Origin of the sequence: Exiguobacterium algae, from assembly GCF_018617875.1 — a bacterium.
In the GTDB taxonomy this organism is placed as follows: domain Bacteria; phylum Bacillota; class Bacilli; order Exiguobacteriales; family Exiguobacteriaceae; genus Exiguobacterium; species Exiguobacterium algae.
In genome coordinates this window covers 453,958-474,714 of sequence record NZ_JACSKZ010000001.1, presented here as the reverse complement: position 1 = coordinate 474,714, position 20,757 = coordinate 453,958, and the positions used below count along the sequence as shown (strand labels likewise).

Here is a 20,757-nt window from a genome sequence, read left to right as displayed (position 1 = left end):
TGATGAAGCTTGGCATTGTAACGGATATTCATGGAAACGTCGAAGCGCTTGACGTTGCGTTACGCGCATTTGATAAGGAAGGGATAGATGAAATTTGGTCTCTCGGGGACATGATTGCGATGGGGCCGGATTCAAATGAGGTCATGGCCCGACTGATTGATCGCGGAGTGAAGATGATTTCGGGAAATCATGATGAAGCGGTGTTGTCCTTGTTGTTTGGTCACGGTCATCCGGAGAGTTACGCACATACGCGTCCTCATCATGAGTGGGTGGCGAATCAATTGAAGCCTGAATACGTCGATCGATTGGCCGCGCTGCCCCGTACGATTGTGGGCGATCGGTTCGGTCGGCGCCTGTTCGGGATTCATTATCATATTCCGGATGAAAAACGTAACGCAACCATCCTTGAGGAACCGTTTCATGAGATTTTGGAAGCGAATCTTGTGAACATGCAACAGCTATATGCGGATTATGAGGCGGATCTCATTTTGTTCGGTCATCATCATCCGGTTCATCGGTTCGAAGATGAGCGGAAACAGTACGTGAATCCGGGAGCGCTCGGCGTCGCAAAAGACAGCTTGTCAAGGTTTGCCATCATTTCAGAAGGTGAACAAGGACCACGCTTGGCACTGAATGCTTTACCGTACGATAAGCGAACTTTTTTAGAAAAGATGGAACGGCTTGAAGTTCCTCAACGCGAAGTGATGCTACGACTATTCTATTGAAGAAATAAAAGGTGAGAATCCCCGTCGGAACGAGGGTTCTCACCTTTTTGTCTTAAATCTCTTGCAGTGACTTAGGATAGCTCGTCAACAAAATCGGACCGCTCTCGGTCATGACGATGTCGTCCTCGATTCGAACTCCGCCAACACCCGGGAGGTAAATCCCTGGTTCGACCGTGAAGGTCATGCCGACTTGAGCAGTCGAGTCGTTGTTCGCTGCCATCGAAGGATATTCGTGCACTTCGATTCCGATGCCGTGACCGATTCGGTGCGTGAAGTATTCACCGTAGCCTGCTGTTGTGATGACCTGGCGGGCCGCCACATCGATTGAGCCGAGCGTGGCACCGACTTTCGCCATGGCGATGGCAGCTTCTTCCGCTTGTAAGACGGTATCGTAAATTTCACGTTGTTTACTGCTCGCTTCGCCGAAAACGACAGTACGCGTAATGTCAGAGCAATATCCTTCCCAGACGACCCCGAGGTCGAACAAGGCGAAATCACCGCGTTTCAAACGGTTATTTCCTGGTACACCGTGTGGGTCGGCGCTGTTTTCGCCGAAGAGGACGAGTGTATCAAACGACATTTCACGAACGCCTTGTTTTTTCATGGCATATTCAATCTCTGCGATGACCTCTAATTCGGTCACGCCTTCTCGAAGAGCCTTGATACCCGCTTCAATCGCCATATCGGCTAATTCGGCAGCACGTTTCATAGTCCGGACCTCATCTTGTGATTTGATCATACGTAGTGCCTGAAGGTCTTCGGTTAAATCGATGATCGATAGACCGGCGAATCCGGCTCCGAGCTTCTCGGCGCGATTATAGGTCAAATGCTCTCCTTCGACCCCGATGCGCTCCGGTACGATTTGTTGGTCGAGGAACAGTTTGACGACTTTATCCCACGGGTTTTCGTGGTCCATGTACGTGACAATTTCACCTGTCCATTCACTTGCCTCGACGATTCCTTTTTCAAGTGCAGGGCAGACGATTGCCGTCGTTCCGTTCTTTAACACCAAAATGGCAATCAATCGCTCATGCGCCTCTGCATATACACCAGAAAAATAGAAGACTGAAGCTTTCGATGTGATGAAAGCAGCGTCTAACCCTTTTGTGGCTAATGATTGGGCGATTTGGTTGGTTCGTTGATTCAAATTGAATCCCTTCCCTTCTCTCTCGTTCGATGACTTTCGTTCTCATTATAGCGGTTTCTAAATCAGAAAGGAAATGTTCCAATATGATTAGTACAGTTTGAACAAGTTTCACTGATACAGTATACTTGGAATAACAGAAAATGTAATGAGGAAAGGGACTCAGCGTATGACCACTAAACATGAACAGATCATTTCACATATCGAGTCACTCGATGTCGGGGCGAAAATCTCGGTCCGTCAAATCGCGAAAGAGTTAACTGTATCAGAAGGGACCGCATACCGAGCAATCAAAGAGGCTGAAAACTTAGGGTTCGTATCCACGATTGAACGTGTCGGCACAATCCGGATTAAGCGGAAACATAAAGAAAACATCGAAAAACTGACATTTGCCGAAGTCGTCAACATTGTTGACGGACAAGTGTTAGGTGGACGGAACGGACTGCATAAGACGTTGTCCAAATTTGTAATCGGTGCCATGAAGTTAGAGGCGATGATGCGTTATATCGATGTCGATTCGCTCGTCATCATCGGGAACCGTGAGAAAGCGCATGAGCTCGTCTTGCAATCCGGGGGAGCGGTGTTGATCACGGGTGGATTCGATACGACGGATGAAGTAAAACGAATGGCCGATAAATATGATATGCCGGTCATTTCGACATCGTATGACAGTTTCACGGTCGCTACGATGATCAACCGCGCCATCTATGACCGCTTGATTAAAAAGGAGATCTTACTCGTCTCCGATATCGTCATTCCGCTCCATGATACGTTTTATTTGAAGGCGGACGATACGGTCAAACGCTGGCATGAATTGAACGAACGGACGAAACACAACCGGTATCCGGTCATCGATGACCAGATGAAAGTGGTCGGGGTCATCACGGCGAAGGATGTGATCGACAAATCGCATGATTCGGATATCGAGAAAGTGATGACGAAAAGTCCAATCACGGTCGGCGTACAGACGAGCGTGACGAATGCGGCCCACCAGATGGTATGGGAAGGCATCGAAATGCTTCCGGTCGTGGATAATTATGGACGCCTGCTCGGGATCATCAGCCGACAGGATGTGTTGAAAGCACTTCAGCTTGCAAACCGTCAACCTCAGGTCGGGGAGACGTTTGATAATATGATCACGAACCAATTGAAGGAAGACCCGGCATCGAACGGTACGGCCTTCACCGTAGAAGTAGCCCCACAGATGACAAGCCATATGGGGACGGCCTCATCCGGTGTCTTGACGACGCTTCTTGTAGAAGGGGCGACGCGTAGCCTTCGTCATATGAAAAAAGGCGATCTCGTCGTGGAGAACATCACCGTCTACTTCATGAAACCGATTCAAATTGAAAGTCAAATCCGCGTATCGGCAAACGTGTTCGATCTCGGAAGGAAATTCGGGAAAGTGGATGTTGAGATGACACAAGGGACACAACTCGTCGCGAAAGCACTCGTGACGGCACAGTTGATTGACCGGTAAAGATAGAGAAAACACGGGCTATTCAATTAGCCCGTGTTTTTGTATACGTTGAAGTTCGACTCAACTGTCTAGTGCTTATTCATACACATCGCTCTCGTGTACCCGAAGCATTCACGGAACAACTTTCAACAGCGGAGATACAACTCCAATTTGATTGCCTCATGCTTCCATTTTGACAAAAAAAGCGACCCAGTCGATAAGGACAAGATCGCTTCAAAAGATTATCTTACATGTGTGTTCGATATACGAATCGCAAATGAACGCAATTCAGTATCGGGATCAAGAAGATTGGTTAATCGGTTCTTCGGCGGCTTTTGGATAGATTTTACGGTAGCGGATGACACCGACTACGGCATTTCCGATCCCGACGACCAACATGACGATGCTGACGATCCAACCGATCGTTGAGCCGAGCCCGAGCCCGCCAACCATCTGGTTCACGGCGAAGAGCGCGAGAAACAGACTTAACCAAATCAACGCCTGTGTATTGAATAAAGCCTTGCGATATGGTGTCTTCGTCAAAAAGGCGCGGCGCTTGAACACGAAATAAGCACCGAGTGCGAACAAAATGAGTCCGATCATGACAAGTTGCAAGTGAAGGAACCCCTTTCCATCTAATAATCTGTTATCATCATACCATAGAATAGTGAAGAGGAAAGTGAGGAATCGTTATGGCGCAATGGCAGGAAGCTGCAGCAATCAAGTCTGATATCGAAGTAGCGGATACGATTTTGATTCATCGTCATGTCCGTCCGGACCCTGACGCACTCGGGAGTCAGTTAGGATTGCAGCGGATTTTACGAAACGTTTATCCGGAAAAAAACATATATGTCGTCGGGGGGATTGTTCGGGACTTAGAGTTTTTAGGCAAAATGGAGCATGTGGAAGAAGACATGTATCAAGACGCCTTGGTGATGATTTTAGATACTGCCAATCAGGCTCGAATCGATGGACAGTTCGCGTTAAAAGGGAAGACGATCGTGAAGATTGACCATCATCCGGATGAGGACGCCTATGCGTCACGACAAATCGTAGATACTACCGTCAGCTCGACTTCTGAAATGATTGTCGAATTGGCAGAGCAGTGGAACTATCCGATTGACAAAGAAGCGGCATTTTTACTCTATGCAGGGATTGTCGGGGATACAGGGCGTTTCCAATTCCGGAATGCGACAGCCCGTACGTTTGAGATTGCGTCCAAACTGATTGCCAAGGACATCGATACGAACTACTTATACCGTCAAATGTATAAAACCGACTTGGCGACGTTGCAACTGCAAGGGTATGTGCTACAAAATGTCGTGGTGACAGAGGAAGGTGTAGGGTATGTCAAAATTGATGTCGATGTACTCCGGCAATTCCATGCGTCACCGGAAACCGCCTCTCAGCTCGTGAACAGCTTCTCGGGGCTGGAGGGATTGAAGTGTTGGGTCATGTTCGTGGAGAACAAAGAAGAGATTCGTGTCCGTATCCGTTCGAAAGGACCGGTCATCAATGAGGTGGCGAAGCGATATCGTGGAGGCGGACATCCGATGGCTGCCGGTGCGACGATTGATTCGTGGGATGAGATGGATGATGTGATTCATGCATTGAAAGAAGTGGCAAAACCGTTCACGTTTGAAAATGAAGAGAGCTGACCAACGTCAGCTCTCTTCATTTCGTATCTTCTTCTTTTGGAATGAACCATGTCCCGCGATCGGTCACGTCCTCAACGACGTCAAGTTGGTACTCCGTAATGTACTTACGAAGTCGTTCGATAATCTCAGGACTATCCGCGAATACCGTTTGACCGTTCTGTAAATTTTCCAATTTGTCGCGTGCAATTTGTCCCCGGTTGATAATCATACGCTTTTACCCCCTTTTAGCATAAGTTTTGTCTATAATTATTGTATCAGAGAAGTGTCGGATTGAGTTTGACAATTCGATTAAATGGAGAGGAGGATGTTGATGATCCACTTAAATGTCCGTTCGGCGTACAGTTTGATGCAGAGTACGATCCGGTTAGAGCAGTATGTCACCGAGATGGTCGAACGCGGAAGTAAAGCCGTCGCCATAGCAGACCAGGCGTTTTATGGCGTCCCTGCTTTTGTGAAGCTTTGTCAACGCTATCAAGTCAAGCCTTTGATTGGGCTTCGTACCGTCCTTCATATGGATGGAATAGACGTATCCGTTTTAGCCTATGCCTTTTCAAAGGAGGATATAAAAGAACAATATCGTCTCGTCCGAGAAGGGGGAATCACGGGCAAGACGTCACTTCCATTGATCATCCTCCCGGAGACCTGGAAAGCGAACGATCCGGTTCACCGTCGCCGGATGTATCATCAATTACTAAATCACGTGGATGAACAAAAATTGTGGCTCGGCCTGCCAGCGCCGCAGACGACGGAGCAATCCCAATTATTGAATCAATTGAGAATGATGCGAGATGAATTGGGAGTGAACCTCATCCCTACTCCGGAAACACGGTATATGAAACCCGAAGACCTTGAAGGATTTCGGGCGATTGCGGCCATCGGGGAAGGTGAATTATTGTCTGAAGAGGACGTCAGGCAAAAAGGACTTCACGTACGACTGCCGAGTGAGATGAACGACTGGTTCAGTGCTGAGGAGATGGCGGAACTCGACCGCTTCGAATCCTACTTTCAACTGAAAGAGTTGCCGAAAGCGCATGCCGCCATCCCGGAATTAGAGGACGCAGACGCCCGATTGAAACGGCTCGTCGCAGAGCGGCTGAAAGCGGCGGATTTGTTGAAAGAACCGTATATTGAACGAGCGAAGTATGAATTGGATGTCATCGCGAAGACCGGATTTGCCTCGTACTTTTTGATTGTAGAGGACATTGTCCGGTTTGCCCGGGAGCAAGGGATTGAGGTAGGACCGGGGCGTGGTTCGGCAGCTGGGGCGTTGGTCAGTTTCGCCTTACACATCACGGAGGTCGATCCGGTCAAATTCGGTCTCCTATTCGAACGCTTCCTCAATCCTGAACGTGTCAGTATGCCGGATATCGATTTAGACTTCGAAGATGAACGCCGTGAAGAAGTGGTGTCTTATGTCCTGACGAAGTATGGAGAAAATCACGCTGCGCAAATCGGGACGCTCGCCACATTCGGCGCCAAGGCGGCGATTCGGGACGTGGCAAGGTCGCTTGGTATGACACTTGAGGAAGGGATGGCTGCGAGTAAACAAGTGAAGTCCGGCAGTTTGGATGATTTACTCGCCAATCCAAAACAGATGAAATGGTTCTCGGGGAGTCAAAAACGCCATCAGTTATTGACCATCGCCAGGCAGTTAGAAGGGCTCCCTCGTCAGTCTTCGGTTCATGCCGCCGGAATCGTGTTGAGTCGGGATGCCTTGGATGAGGTCACGCCTCTGCAACCTGGAATCGAAGAGCAAGTGACCCAATATAATATGAAGGATTTGGAAGAACTCGGTCTGTTAAAGATTGATTTATTGGGACTTCGAAATTTGACACGTCTGAGGGAAATGGAAGAACTGATTCGGGAAAGCGAATCGATGTTCTCTTTGAAAACCATACCGCTGCATGACGCCCGAACGTTACGACTGCTCGCGCGGGGAGACACCGACGGGATTTTCCAATTTGAGTCTGAAGGGATGAAACAGGCACTGCGGCAAGTAAAACCGACAGAGTTTGAGGATATCGTCGTGACAATGTCCCTGTATCGCCCGGGACCGATGCAGTTTATCGAAACCTACGCCAAGCGCAAGCATGGCATGCCTTACCAATCGATTCATCCTGCGGTGGAAGACATCATGAAGCCGACATACGGAGTGCTCGTCTACCAAGAACAGGTGATGCAACTGCTCCGAGAACTTGCGGGGTACTCTTACGCGGAAGCCGATCTCGTCAGAAGGGCCATCGCCAAGAAAGATGTCGTGGCCATCGAAAAAGAACAAGTACGCTTCTTAAATCAAACGAGTCGACTTGACCAGGATACGATGTTGCAGATCTTCTCGTGGATTGAAAAATTTGCCGGCTACGGATTTAACCGGTCACATGCGGTCGCCTACAGTTTAATCAGCTACCGCTTGGCATATGTGAAGGCTCACTACGGTCGGATCTTCCATATGGTGACGAGTGAGAAGACGAGCCAACTGGTCCGTTTACTCCGAAAGTCGAAAGTACCGGTCTATCCGCCGGACGTGATGAATGGGAAGGCGGAAGCGGTATTAGAAGGTCCGGGTGTCCGGCTCGGTCTGAAAGCCATTCACGGTTTGACGAAACGGGATGTTGAACAGTTGATCGAACACCATGAGCAAATGAAAGACGTACGGTCGTTAAAAGCAGTGATGGGCTGGACAGACAAGGATTTACCGAAACTTCGGAAGCTGCTCGGTGCCGGTGCGCTCGACCGCATGTATCATGGCAATCGAGTCCGTGCGTTTGAAGAAGTGGAGCGGTTACGTGATGAAGCAGAGACGCATTTCCTTCCGGATGAGCTCTCCACGCTCGGGTTAAAGAAAAAGCAGACGATTGAGCCGAATTGGTCGGAAGAAGAGCGGGAAGCGCTCGGCACGTGGGTCGTGCATTCCCCGTTGTCAGAAATCCCTTCGCTCGGTGTCGACACGGTTTCAATCGATGAAATCATCCACGGAGACAAAGGGTTCATCATCGTGTACGTCGATGAGATTCGGACTTTCATGACGAAAAAGCAGGAAAAGATGGGCGTCATGATGGTCGATGATGGTATGACCCAGGAAGAAGTGGTCGTATTCCCTCGCACGTTTGCCGCGCACGAACGTTCCCTCTACGCGGGAAACATTTTGTTGTTGGAAGTACACCCGAACGAGCGGGATGGCAGAAAACAGCTGATTGTGGAACGGGTGCGCCCGATGCATGGTCAGGCGTTGTTCGTCCGCCTCACATTAGAGTCGTTCCCGGACCTTGAAGAAGTCATTCGAACCACACCGGGTGACGTTCCTGTGATTTGTCGTTTCACGGATACGAAAGAAGTAAAACAGTTGGCATCGACATTCTCCGTGAATCCAAACGATCGCTTGATCCAAGCGATTGCCAAGCGGTTTGGGGAAGGAAATGTCATCTTGAAACGAATTGAACAAAAATTGGGTGGTCCAGAAACTAGTACCAAGTCCTAAAAAGTGATATAATTTCACTAATTGGTCTGACCACTTAATGATTAGGTGATCCAAAAAAGGGAGTTGAACGGTCAGATGCATGAAAAACACGCATCCTCATTTCACGAAAACATTGCAAAAATTAGAAGATTGATTGTCCACTCCTCGCTAGTGCCTGGGGACCGCCTGCCCTCCGAACGGGAACTCGCTGAAACGTTATCCATCAGCCGTGCTTCTGTTCGCGAGGCGCTGCGTGCCCTCAGTTTCTTAGGGATTGTGGAGACACGACACGGTGGCGGCACATTTTTATGCGAGCAAGACCGTCACCGCTATATCGAGATTTTGTCAGAGTTTATCGTGACGAAACAGACAAAAGCGTCAGATATTACCGACATGTTGCGTTTGCTTGAGCGGATGGCTTTTTCGGAAGTCGAACCAACGCTCCAGCGCGTTATGGAACTCGAAGCAGTCGTGGAGGACGATCGCCAGTTTCGTCAACGATTGATCTTCGGCTTGAAGAACGAACTGTTCGTTCGCATTTGGAGCGAAGTGAATCGATTTTTCGACGGACTTGAGTCAGACGATTTATATACACTCGAAGAACGAAAACGGTTAATCGAGGCGTGGCGTGGAATGGGGATGCCGGAATGAACGAGGGGGAAGCGATGACTGCTTTTTTCAAGAAACCGAAACGATATATGCCATTGCGGCAACGTGAACCAAAAATTGATGCACCGCAAGGCTTGATGACGAAGTGTCCATCCTGTAAATACATGCATTACACGAAACAATTGAACGAAAATCATAAAGTATGCGATTGCGGGTACCATTTCCCGCTCAGCGCGAATGAACGGATCGAGATGCTCGTTGACGAGGGTTCGTTTGAAGCGTTTCCCGGGCCGACCGTGAAGAAGAATCCGCTTGATTTTCCGGACTACGAAGAAAAGCTGGCGAAAGATCAAGAACGGACCGGGATTGAAGAAGCGGTCGTCTGCGGGAAAGGGAAAATCGATGGCAAACCGCTCGTCGTCTGCGTCATGGATGCACGATTCCGTATGGGGTCGATGGGGGCGTATGTCGGAGAAGCAATCGCTTCGGCAGTGAGACGGGCCACAGCGGAGCGTCTGCCGGTCGTCTTGTTCACTGCTTCAGGCGGAGCCCGGATGCAAGAAGGTATGGTAAGTCTCATGCAAATGGCGAATACGTCGATTGCGTTGAAAGAGCACGACGAGGCAGGGTTACTCTATATCGCATACTTGACGCACCCGACAACGGGTGGGGTGTCGGCAAGTTTCGCGATGCTCGGTGATTTGAATGTCGCTGAACCGGGTGCACTCATTGGATTTGCCGGGCGCCGCATTATCGAACAGACGATTCGAGAGAAGCTACCGGAAAACTTCCAAACTGCTGAGTTTTTACTCGAGGCCGGGCAATTGGATGCGGTCGTGCATCGTGAAGAGATGCGCTCATTCTTGAACAAAATGATTGAAATGCACGGCGGGGGTGTACGGCATGTTTGATCCGATCAAAGAAGTGAATGAACAACTGCGTAAATTACGGGAAACAGCTGAAACGAAAGGGATCAATCTATCAAGAGAGATCCGGCATCTGGAGTTAAAGCTCGACCGATTAGAAAGAGATATTTATGGGAATATGAAACCGTGGGATCGCGTGCAGCTGGCGCGCAATCCGAAGCGTCCAACGACGCTTGATTACATTCATCACCTGTTCCCTGACTTTATGGAGTTACACGGTGACCGACACGGATATGATGATGCAGCCATCGTGTCTGGTCTCGCGACACTTGACGGTGTGCCGGTCACGATTATCGGACATCAACGGGGACGAAACACGAAGGAAAACATGAAACGAAACTTTGGCATGCCACATCCGGAAGGGTATCGGAAGGCATTACGCTTTATGAAACAGGCTGAGAAGTTCAAACGTCCGATTATTACGTTTATCGATACGAAAGGAGCTTATCCTGGTAAAGCTGCAGAAGAACGCGGGCAAAGTGAAGCGATTGCGCGAAACTTGTTCGAAATGGCCACTTTAAAAGTACCGATCATCTCGATTGTGATCGGGGAAGGTGGTTCTGGCGGCGCGCTCGGGATTGGTGTATGTGACCGCTTGTTGATGCTGGAGAACAGCACGTATTCGGTCATTTCGCCTGAAGGGGCCGCGGCATTGCTATGGAAAGATGCGAAGCAAGCCGAACGCGCAGCAGAAACGATGAAAATTACAGCGCAAGATTTATACCATCTTGGCATCGTGGATGAAGTGGTGACAGAGGTGTATGGAGGCGCGCATGTCGATGTGTCATTACAGTCATCTCTCTTAAAGCCTGTATTAACACAGCATATGGGTGAATTGATGGGACAAACTGTCCCGGAGATGATTCAAGGGCGTGCGGTCAAATATCATCAAATTGGCACAATTGACTCGTGAAAACGTTAACAATGGCTTAGAACGAGCATTTAAACGTTCATCAATTGACTGCTTTTCCGGATACCCCATACATTTTTTTCACATACTTGTGTTGTAAAACAAAGGTCAGACATGGTATTTTATTTTCAGATTTCGTTAAAACACATAAGAGGTGAGTGACGTGAATTTAAAACGTATTGCGGTATTAACAAGTGGAGGGGACGCTCCTGGAATGAACGCTGCAGTCCGTGCCGTGACGCGAAAAGCAATTTTCGAAGGTCTAGAAGTGTACGGTGTGTATAACGGCTATCAAGGATTGATTGAAGGCGACTTAGTCGAATTAAACCTTGGTTCAGTCGGCGACATCATTCAACGTGGAGGAACTTTCCTACGTTCTGCTCGCTGTCCTGAATTCAGAACAGAAGAAGGTCGTGCAAAAGCAGTCGAACAATTGAAGAAGTTTAACATCGATGCGCTCGTCGTCGTCGGTGGAGATGGCTCTTACCGTGGGGCTCAAAAATTGACAGATCTCGGATTCCCGACAATCGGTCTTCCTGGAACAATCGATAACGATATCCCGGGAACAGATGCGACAATCGGGTTCGATACAGCGCTCAACACGGCGCTTGACGCAATCGACAAAATCCGTGACACGGCTTCATCACACGAACGGACATATGTCATTGAGGTAATGGGTCGTGACGCCGGTGACATCGCCTTGTATTCAGGTCTCGCTGGAGGAGCAGAATCGATTCTCGTTCCTGAGCGTCCGGAAGATTTAAGTGCGATTGTTGAGCGAATCAACAGTGGGATTGCCCGTGGTAAAAAACACTCGATCGTCATCGTTGCCGAAGGTGCTGGTAGTGCAGAAGAAATCGGTAAGTTGATTGCTGAGAAGACGAACTCGGAAACGCGTGTGACGATTCTCGGTCACATTCAACGCGGTGGTTCACCAACGGCTGCTGACCGGGTGCTCGCAAGCCGTATGGGTGCATACGCGGTCGAGATTCTGCTTCAAGGCAAGGCAGGTCGCGTTGTCGGTATTCGTAACAACAAAATGATCGACCTTGATATCGACGAGGCACTTGATCACAACAAGCATACGATCGACATGCAGTTGATCGATCTTGTAAATCAGCTTTCGATTTAAGTTTTGACAGGTCACAGTAACGGGACTTGGTCATAGACCGCCCGTTTTCTGTGTGTAGGTTGCACTATATCCCCTAGGAGGTTTTTATATTATGCGTAGAACGAAAATTGTATGTACGATTGGACCCGCTTCAGAGAAGCGTCTTCCAGAATTGATTGAAGCAGGTATGAACGTTGCCCGTCTCAACTTCTCACACGGTGACTACGAAGAGCATGGCGCACGTATCCGTGACATCCGTGAAGCAGCGAAAGCAGCTGGAAAAGTGGTTACGGTACTTCTTGACACGAAAGGTCCTGAAATCCGTACACATACGTTCGAAGATGGAAAAGCATTACTTGAAAAAGGAAAAGAAGTCACAATCGTTTCAAGTGAAGAAATCGTCGGAACGAAAGATCGTTTCTCTGTGACGTATGAAGGCCTTTACGATGATGTAGAAGTCGGTTCACACATCATGCTTGACGACGGTCTCATCGGACTCCGTGTCGTTGAAAAACTTCCGAACCGCGACCTCCGTTGCGTGATTGAAAACGAAGGAGTCATCAAGACGAAGAAAGGTGTTAACTTGCCAAACGTCAAGGTAAACCTTCCTGCCCTCACAGACAAAGATATCTCGGACATCGAGTTCGGAATCTCACAAGACATCGACGTCATCGCAGCATCGTTCGTACGTCGTGCGTCTGACGTGGTAGAAATTCGTCAACTTCTTGAAAAACACAACGCGTCACACATTAAGATCTACCCGAAAATCGAGAACCAAGAAGGTGTGGATAACATCGAAGAAATCTTGGCAATCTCTGACGGCTTGATGGTTGCCCGTGGTGACCTCGGTATCGAGATCCCGACGGAAGAAGTAACACCTGTTCAAAAAGAACTCATCAAGAAGTGTAACGACCTTGGTAAGCCGGTCATCACGGCAACGCAAATGCTCGACTCGATGCAACGTAACCCACGTCCAACACGTGCGGAAGCATCTGACGTAGCGAACGCCATCTTGGATGGAACAGATGCAGTCATGCTTTCTGGTGAGACAGCGGCTGGGGACTACCCAATCGAGTCAGTTCAAATGCAAGCTGCAATCGCAGAACGTACTGAGCGCATGCTCGACTACAAAAACTTGTTGAAAGACCGTCAAAAGCGCAGTGAGCATACGGTAACGGATGCCATCTCACAAGCGGTTGCTCACACAGCAATCAACTTGAACGCGAAGGCGATCTTGACACCAACTCAATCTGGTTACACGGCTGCTCGTACGGCGAAATACCGTCCGGAAGCGAACATTATCGCAGTCACTGAATCAGAGCGCGTTGCTCGTCAATTGAACCTCGTTTGGGGCGTATACCCGATCGTTGCAGAGACGATGCCGAACAACACGGATGAAATGTTGGTTCAAGCATCAGAAGCAGCACGTCACGCTGGATTCGTCACTGACGGCGACCTCGTTGTCATCTCTGCTGGTATTCCTGCAGCGACAGCTGGTACGACGAACATGATGAAAGTCCACATCGTCGGTCACGCTCTCGCAGACGGACGTGGAATCGGTGAGCGCGGCGTTGTCGGAGAAGTCGTTGTCGCAAAAAATGCGGAAGAAGCAAACGCAAAAGCGAAAGACGGCATGATTCTCGTCGCACCATTCACAGATAAAGAAATGATGCCTGCCATCGAAAAAGCGGCTGGAATCATCACGGAAGACGGCGGATTGACGAGCCACGCTGGTATCGTTGGACCATCACTCCGTAAACCAGTCATCGTAGGTGTCGATACAGCTACAACTTCACTTCGTGACGGTCAGATGATTTCAATCGACCCACTCACAGGTAAAATTTACAACGCATAATTGAATGACAATCGAACCGGCCTTCTATTAAGGCCGGTTCTTTTTCCATTCGGAGAAAGGAACGGAACGGGTATGGGAGCTTATTTATTTTTAATTTTGCTAGTCTTGATCGGTGTCATCGCACAAAACCAATCGATTATCATTGCGAGCAGTGTCCTCCTCATCATTAAGGCGCTCGGTTTCGGCGATCAGTTGTTTCCGACGCTTGCCTCAAAAGGAATCAATTGGGGCGTGACGATTATTACGATTGCGGTATTAGTCCCGATTGCGACAGGAGATATTGGATTTAAAGAATTGTGGAATAGTATTAAAGGGCCTGTCGGGATCGTGGCATTCGGTTCGGGTATTTTTGTGGCACTTGCTGCCGCGCAGGGCGTTCAGCTCATGCGAGTCGACCCGGTCGTCACGACGGCGCTCCTTGCAGGGACGATATTAGCGGTCGGATTCATGAAAGGTGTACCAGTCGGACCACTCATCGGAGCGGGGATTGCAGCGCTTATTTTGAGCGGTTACCACCTCATTGAAAAATGGATTTGATATTTTCTGACAACTGAAGCCGCTTACATTTCTTTTTTGCAGTAAATTGTTTATACTATATAAAGGACGGGATTGTTGGAACTCGGGCAAGGGAAGGGGAAATGCCCGGCTCCGATCCTTATTCCCTATAAAAAGACTGTATTCAAGGTTGAAAAACTATCGTTACGGTCGACCACTTTTAAACAAGACTGAGGGGGAGTTACGAATGTCAACGACAAAAGGGTTAGAAGGAATTGTGGCAGCAGCCTCAAAAGTCAGCTCGATTATTGACGGCCAATTGACTTACGGAGGATATACAATCGACGACTTAGCGGACCATGCTACGTTTGAGGAAGTCGTTTTCCTCTTATGGAATGATCGTTTGCCGAATGCACAAGAACTATCTGCATTATCGGAAGCGCTCGTCAAAGAAGCAAAATTACCGGAAGATGTACTGGATACATTGGCACGGGCACCGAAAACGGCCAATGCGATGGCGACGATTCGTACGGCACTCTCGCAACTCGCTTTATATGATGAGGAATCTGAAGATATGAGTGATGAGGCAAACATGCGTAAAGCGATTCGTCTCCAAGCACAAGTTGCTACAATCGTGACGGCGTTCGCACGTCTGCGTAAAGGCGAGCAGCCTGTCGCTCCGAAACAAGGTCTTTCATACGCGGCGAACTTCTTGTACATGTTGAACGGTGAAGAGCCAAGCGACGTGGCAGAAAAGACAATCGATAAGGCGTTGATCCTGCATGCCGACCATGAGTTGAACGCTTCGACGTTCACGGCACGCGTCTGTGTGGCGACGCTTTCTGATATGTATTCTGGTGTCACGGCGGCAATGGGTGCGCTCAAAGGCCCACTTCACGGCGGAGCGAATGAAGCCGTAATGAAGATGCTCCATGAAATCGATACAGTGGACCGCGTCGAAGAATACGTACGTGGTAAATTTGAACGCAAAGAGAAAATCATGGGCTTCGGTCACCGTGTCTACAAGGACGGCGACCCACGTGCGAAACATTTGAAAGAAATGAGCCGCCAGTTGACTGCCCAAATCGGTGAACCGAAATGGTATGAGATGTCAGAAAAAATCGACGCCATCGTGGAATCTGAAAAAGGCTTAAAACCAAACGTCGACTTCTACTCGGCCTCAACGTATTATGCGCTTGGTCTTGAAGAAGATTTATTCACACCAATCTTCGCTGTGTCGCGGATGTCAGGTTGGATTGCCCATATTCTTGAGCAATATGCGGATAACCGCTTGATTCGTCCACGTGCAGAATACGTCGGTGAGACGAGCCGTACTTACGTTCCGGTAAACGAACGTTAATTCGAGACACATTTTAGACAAAAGTTTGGTAAACTAACAAGTGACGTAGGTCGGCGCGCGCGTCGACCTACAGTAATGTACTTAGGGGGATTCATTATGTTGACACAAGGACAAAAGATTACAGTTGAAAACGGTGTATTGAACGTACCAAACGTACCGACCGTACCATTTATTATCGGTGACGGAACAGGCCCGGATATTTGGAACGCGGCTGTTCGTGTATTTGACGCTGCAGTTGAAAAAGCATACGGCGGCGACAAGAAAATCGAATGGATGGAAGTGTACGCTGGGGAAAAAGCATTTAATGAAAAAGGTGAATGGCTTCCGACAGAGACACTCGATCAAATTCGCGAGTACTTGATTGCAATCAAAGGACCGCTTACGACACCAGTCGGTGGTGGAATCCGTTCGTTGAACGTTGCGCTTCGCCAAGAACTTGACTTGTACACATGTCTTCGTCCGGTTCGTTACTTCACAGGTGTACCGTCACCTGTTAAACGTCCTGAGGACACGGACATGGTCATCTTCCGTGAGAACACAGAAGACATCTACGCAGGGATCGAGTACGCTTCAGGAAGCGACGAAGTGAAGAAACTCATCAAATTCTTGCAAGACGAAATGAACGTCAACAAAATCCGCTTCCCTGAAACATCAGGAATCGGAATCAAACCAGTATCTTCTGAAGGAACGAAACGTCTCGTCCGTGCGGCAATCGAGTATGCAATTGCAAACAATCGTAAGTCGTTGACACTCGTTCATAAAGGGAACATCATGAAGTTCACAGAAGGTGCCTTCAAAAACTGGGGTTATGAATTAGTAGAAGAGGAGTACGGCGATCAAGTCTTCACTTGGGCACAATACGACCGCATCAAAGAAGAGTCTGGTGAAGCCGCTGCGAACGACGCGCAAGCGAAAGCGGAAGCAGAAGGCAAAATCATCGTCAAAGATTCGATCGCGGATATCTTCCTTCAGCAAATCTTGACTCGTCCACGTGAGTTCGATGTTGTGGCAACGATGAACTTGAACGGGGACTACATCTCAGATGCACTCGCGGCACAAGTCGGCGGAATCGGGATCGCACCGGGTGCGAACATCAACTATGTCACAGGACACGCAATTTTCGAAGCAACACACGGTACTGCACCGAAATACGCTGGCCTTGATAAAGTGAACCCGTCGTCGGTCATCTTGTCAGGTGAAATGATGCTTCGCCACATGAACTGGAACGAGGCGGCAGACCTCATCATCAACTCAATGGAGAAAACGATTGCTTCGAAAGTCGTCACATATGACTTCGCCCGTCTCATGGATGGCGCGACAGAAGTGAAATGTTCTGAGTTCGCGGATGAATTGATCAAAAACATGTAACTGTTCGGAACAAACGTCAACCAAGGGGGAGAGCACATGATTCGTCGTAACAAAATCTCTGTCATTGGAAGTGGATTCACCGGCGCCACAACAGCGCTCTATCTGGCTCAACAAGAGCTAGGGGATGTCGTCCTTCTCGATATGGAAGAAAAAGTCGGACCGACGAAAGGGAAAGCGCTCGACTTACAAGAGACTGCCCCAATCCAAGGATTCGACTCCTGGATCACGGGAACATCGGACTACGCCGAAACGGCAAATTCCGATATCGTCGTCATCACAGCCGGGATTGCCCGTAAACCAGGAATGGGTCGTGATGATCTCGTAGCAACAAACGCAAAAGTCATGCGGTCTGTTGTGAAAGAAATCGCACGATACTCGCCTGAGGCGATTCTCATCTTATTGACGAACCCTGTCGATGCGATGACATACGCCGCGTTCAAAGAATCGGGATTCCCGAAAGAGCGTGTCATCGGTCAATCGGGCGTTCTCGATACGGCCCGGTTCCGTACGTTCGTCGCCCAGGAACTAAACATTTCGGTGAAGGATGTTTCCGGCTTTGTACTCGGTGGGCACGGAGATGACATGGTACCGCTCATTCGTTACTCTTACGCAGGTGGCATCCCGCTTGAAAAACTGATTCCGGATGACCGGATCGAGGCGATTGTCGAACGGACGCGTAAAGGCGGCGGTGAGATTGTCCAATTGTTAGGAAACGGTTCTGCCTACTATGCCCCTGCAGCGGCGATCGTTGAGATGGTCGAGGCAATCCTGAAGGATCAGCGTCGTATTTTACCGGCGATTGCTTACTTAGAAGGCGAATATGGATTTAACGATCTGTATCTCGGTGTCCCGACGATTCTTGGGGCAAACGGAATCGAACGTGTGCTTGAGTTGGATTTGACGGATGAAGAAAAATCGGCACTTGAACGTTCCGCTGATTCGGTTCGTTCCGTGCTAAACGTGTTATAACGCAATAGTTCCTTCTGTCATGCGGCAGAAGGGACTTTTTATTTTTCAGAAGCACGCCTGCACATGCTACACTGAAGGTGGATTTGTTTTGTTTTTGTAAAGATTTGTTTTGAGGTTGGTCGTTTGTGGCATTGGTTTGTACAATGAAAGGTGAATGAGAAAGACCAGAGGAGGAACAAGTGTGGCCGATAAAGTAATTGTTGTCGATGATGAGGTATCGATTGCGACGTTATTGAAATTTAATTTAGAGCAAGCAGGATTCGAGGTGGAGACGGCACACGACGGGAAAACCGGTCTGGAGTTGGCTGAGAAACGTGATGCGGTCCTAATCGTTCTGGATTTGATGTTACCGGAGATGGACGGATTAGAAGTGTGTAAACGTCTCCGTCAACAAAAAGTGAATACGCCAATATTAATGTTAACGGCTAAAGATGATGAGTTCGATAAAGTGTTGGGTCTTGAACTGGGAGCGGATGACTATTTGACGAAGCCGTTTAGTCCGCGCGAGGTCGTGGCTCGGGTAAAAGCGATTTTGAGACGATCTGCTCCGCAGGAACAACCGGAAGTCGAGGAAGATGTCATTCAAATCGGGGATGTCAAGATCGTCACTTCCAACTATGAGGTGTTCAAACAAGGCGAACGCTTGGAATTGACCCCGAAAGAATTTGAGCTGTTGGCGTACCTGGCTAAAAACAAAGGCCGGGTCTTGACCCGAGACCAACTGTTGTCTGCCATCTGGAACTACGATTTTGTGGGAGATACGCGAATCGTTGACGTCCACATCAGTCATTTGCGCGAAAAAATTGAGCCGTCGACAAAGAAACCTTCTTATATAAAAACGATTCGGGGTCTAGGCTATAAGATGGAGGAGCCGACTTCAGAATGAAGACGTATCGCTCTCGCTTTTTATCAACGCTCATCCTGCTCGTCACCGGTGTATTATTGACGCTTGGTCTTGTTCTCGGGCAGTTATTCAAAGATTTTTATTTGGACTCGGAGCGTGACCGGTTAAAAGAAGACGCTCAACTCGCTGCTTTATACTTAGAAGGCGGCGAGTTGGACGAGATTCGGGATTATGTCAGTGAGATTGACGACGGCAGCAGTTTTGATATCTTACTACTGAACAATCGGATGGAAATCATTGCGGGCACGCCATTTCGAGTCGGGGCAATCGACTATAAGATTGAACCGGAGCTGATTCCGGAAGAAGGAACGTTCGGTGATGGTGAACGGGACGATTTGATTCAATTCACCCAACCGGTGGATATCGCGAACGGAGAAACGGTGTACCTCACGTTCGTCCGATACGTATCCGATTTAGAAGGCGTATATGACCGGATCTGGCTGACAATCGCATTGGCGTTGTTTTTCTCGTTCTTCATTATTTTGTTTGTCCTGCATAACTTAACCAATCAGTTCATTCGTCCAATCGACGAGGCGACGATCGTCCTTCGGGAGCTGGCGGATGGAAATTATCGAGCGCGCGTCTATGAGTTACGGAATGATGAAGAGACGGGAAGTCTCGCCGGTTCCATCAACGTGCTTGCTCGAAACTTAGAATCCATTTCGCTTGGGGAATCAGTCCAACGGGCACGGCTCGAGTCTTTGATCGAATATATGGGAGCCGGACTCCTGTTGGTGGATGAACGTGGCATTGTGACACTCGTCAATCGCTCGTACCGGGAGATGTTCCAATACGATGATTTATCAAACGGACAATTTTATCATGGCATCTTACCGAGTCCGGAAGTGGAAACACTCATTGAAGATGTGTACCTGACAGAAGAGGTCCACCGCCGTCAGTTGTCGATTCGTACCGGGTTCAATCAAAAAACGTATATGGTATCTGCTGCGCCGATTTTCAGCGACACCGGTATGTTGCGAGGGACCACATTACTATTCAACGATATTACAGAGCTGAAACGTTTGGAGAAGATGCGAAAAGATTTCGTTGCCAATGTGAGTCACGAACTGAAGACGCCGTTGACTTCGATTCGGGGGTTCAGCGAGACGTTGCTGGATGGGGCGAAGGAAGTGCCGGAGCTGCGCGATCAATTCTTAGATATCATCCAAAAAGAAGCGACGCGGATGCAAATGCTTGTTGAAGATTTACTCGAGCTCTCACGTCTCGAACGGGATGATTTCAAGTTAGAGTTTGAAGCGGTGAATGTAAACCAACTCGTTGATGATGTTTGCCTCGTCCTGAGTCAGAAGGCAGAGAAGAAGTCGATCCGGTTGGAGCGGCATCATGACGGGGATGTCACTTTACAGGCGGACCTGAACCGAATGAAGCAGGTCATCATGAACCTGGTCGCCAACGCCATCAACTATTCACCGGAAGGAAGTCAAGTTGATGTCACGGTCGATGTACGTGAAGAGTCCTATGTCTTGATCGTAAAAGACAACGGGATTGGGATTGCGCCTAAAGAGGTGAGCAGGATTTTTGAACGGTTCTATCGAGTGGATAAAGCCCGAAGCCGTAATTCCGGGGGAACGGGGCTCGGTCTCGCCATCGTGAAACACATCATCGACTTGCATCATGCGACGATCGATGTGGAGAGTGTCGAAGGTGAAGGGACGACATTTACCATCCGCTTCCCCCGAGATTAACAATCCCTTTATCGTTCGTTCATATTCACTTTACAAACAGTTGATATTCTATTGATGAGACCTCTTCATCATCTCGTGACTCGACTAGTGTTCATCTCCAC

General features: G+C 48.7%; 18 protein-coding genes. 15 read left to right on the top strand and 3 right to left on the bottom strand.

Annotation, left to right across the window (positions count from 1 at the left end; genetic code table 11):
- The first annotated feature begins 2 nt into the window (after positions 1-2).
- On the top strand, positions 3-725 hold the full coding sequence (locus tag KNP03_RS02440) for a metallophosphoesterase family protein (RefSeq protein ID WP_214824773.1): 723 nt from the start codon (positions 3-5) through the stop codon (positions 723-725).
- A 52-nt stretch (positions 726-777) separates the two neighbouring features.
- Here the strand turns inward: KNP03_RS02440 and KNP03_RS02435 are convergent, their stop codons facing one another.
- The gene (locus tag KNP03_RS02435) at positions 778-1,872 is read right to left on the bottom strand and encodes a M24 family metallopeptidase (RefSeq protein WP_214824770.1); all 1,095 of its coding nucleotides are present in this window, start codon (positions 1,870-1,872) and stop codon (positions 778-780) included.
- Between the two features lie 166 nt (positions 1,873-2,038).
- Between KNP03_RS02435 and KNP03_RS02430 the strand changes: the two genes are divergently transcribed.
- On the top strand, positions 2,039-3,349 hold the full coding sequence (locus tag KNP03_RS02430) for a DRTGG domain-containing protein (RefSeq protein ID WP_214824768.1): 1,311 nt from the start codon (positions 2,039-2,041) through the stop codon (positions 3,347-3,349).
- 279 nt (positions 3,350-3,628) lie between these two features.
- Here KNP03_RS02430 and KNP03_RS02425 read toward each other — a convergent pair whose 3' ends face one another.
- Positions 3,629-3,943, bottom strand: a complete 315-nt coding sequence (locus KNP03_RS02425; protein ID WP_240544414.1) for a YtpI family protein — start codon at positions 3,941-3,943, stop codon at positions 3,629-3,631.
- Between the two features lie 77 nt (positions 3,944-4,020).
- Between KNP03_RS02425 and KNP03_RS02420 the strand changes: the two genes are divergently transcribed.
- Positions 4,021-4,986, top strand: coding sequence for a DHH family phosphoesterase (locus KNP03_RS02420; RefSeq protein WP_214824754.1), 966 nt, complete (start codon positions 4,021-4,023; stop codon positions 4,984-4,986).
- A 16-nt stretch (positions 4,987-5,002) separates the two neighbouring features.
- On the opposite strand, the gene KNP03_RS02415 is transcribed toward KNP03_RS02420, so the two are convergent.
- Positions 5,003-5,194 (bottom strand): YtzJ family protein, encoded by a 192-nt coding sequence (locus KNP03_RS02415; RefSeq protein WP_214824751.1) that lies wholly within the window; start codon positions 5,192-5,194, stop codon positions 5,003-5,005.
- A gap of 102 nt (positions 5,195-5,296) precedes the next feature.
- Here KNP03_RS02415 and dnaE point away from each other — a divergent pair, with 102 nt between their 5' ends.
- The 12 genes from dnaE to pnpS all read left to right on the top strand — a co-directional run bounded on the left by dnaE (position 5,297) and on the right by pnpS (position 20,656).
- Positions 5,297-8,464: a DNA polymerase III subunit alpha gene (gene dnaE / locus KNP03_RS02410; RefSeq protein ID WP_214824748.1), complete on the top strand. Its 3,168-nt coding sequence runs from the start codon at positions 5,297-5,299 to the stop codon at positions 8,462-8,464.
- A gap of 75 nt (positions 8,465-8,539) precedes the next feature.
- A complete protein-coding gene (locus tag KNP03_RS02405; protein ID WP_214824745.1) occupies positions 8,540-9,094 on the top strand; it encodes a FadR/GntR family transcriptional regulator in 555 nt (184 codons plus the stop codon).
- A gap of 14 nt (positions 9,095-9,108) precedes the next feature.
- On the top strand, positions 9,109-9,963 hold the full coding sequence (accD, locus tag KNP03_RS02400; RefSeq protein ID WP_214824742.1) for an acetyl-CoA carboxylase, carboxyltransferase subunit beta: 855 nt from the start codon (positions 9,109-9,111) through the stop codon (positions 9,961-9,963).
- Positions 9,956-10,891, top strand: a complete 936-nt coding sequence (locus KNP03_RS02395) for an acetyl-CoA carboxylase carboxyltransferase subunit alpha (protein ID WP_214824739.1) — start codon at positions 9,956-9,958, stop codon at positions 10,889-10,891. Before accD ends, KNP03_RS02395 begins: the two co-directional genes overlap by 8 nt.
- A gap of 160 nt (positions 10,892-11,051) precedes the next feature.
- Positions 11,052-12,020, top strand: coding sequence for a 6-phosphofructokinase (gene pfkA, locus KNP03_RS02390; RefSeq protein WP_214824735.1), 969 nt, complete (start codon positions 11,052-11,054; stop codon positions 12,018-12,020).
- 91 nt (positions 12,021-12,111) lie between these two features.
- Complete coding sequence (gene pyk / locus KNP03_RS02385; RefSeq protein ID WP_214824726.1) at positions 12,112-13,854, top strand: pyruvate kinase; 1,743 nt, start codon at positions 12,112-12,114, stop codon at positions 13,852-13,854.
- Between the two features lie 72 nt (positions 13,855-13,926).
- Complete coding sequence (locus KNP03_RS02380) at positions 13,927-14,391, top strand: DUF441 domain-containing protein (protein ID WP_214824723.1); 465 nt, start codon at positions 13,927-13,929, stop codon at positions 14,389-14,391.
- 205 nt (positions 14,392-14,596) lie between these two features.
- Positions 14,597-15,709 carry a citrate synthase gene (gene citZ / locus KNP03_RS02375; protein WP_214824721.1) on the top strand — a complete coding sequence of 371 codons (1,113 nt, stop codon included), beginning with the start codon at positions 14,597-14,599 and terminating at the stop codon, positions 15,707-15,709.
- 99 nt (positions 15,710-15,808) lie between these two features.
- Positions 15,809-17,077, top strand: coding sequence for an NADP-dependent isocitrate dehydrogenase (gene icd / locus KNP03_RS02370; RefSeq protein WP_214826187.1), 1,269 nt, complete (start codon positions 15,809-15,811; stop codon positions 17,075-17,077).
- A gap of 36 nt (positions 17,078-17,113) precedes the next feature.
- The gene (gene mdh / locus KNP03_RS02365; RefSeq protein WP_214824718.1) at positions 17,114-18,046 is read left to right on the top strand and encodes a malate dehydrogenase; all 933 of its coding nucleotides are present in this window, start codon (positions 17,114-17,116) and stop codon (positions 18,044-18,046) included.
- A gap of 181 nt (positions 18,047-18,227) precedes the next feature.
- Complete coding sequence (locus KNP03_RS02360) at positions 18,228-18,932, top strand: response regulator transcription factor (protein ID WP_214824715.1); 705 nt, start codon at positions 18,228-18,230, stop codon at positions 18,930-18,932.
- Positions 18,929-20,656, top strand: coding sequence for a two-component system histidine kinase PnpS (gene pnpS, locus KNP03_RS02355; protein WP_214824712.1), 1,728 nt, complete (start codon positions 18,929-18,931; stop codon positions 20,654-20,656). Before KNP03_RS02360 ends, pnpS begins: the two co-directional genes overlap by 4 nt.
- Positions 20,657-20,757 lie beyond the last annotated feature (101 nt).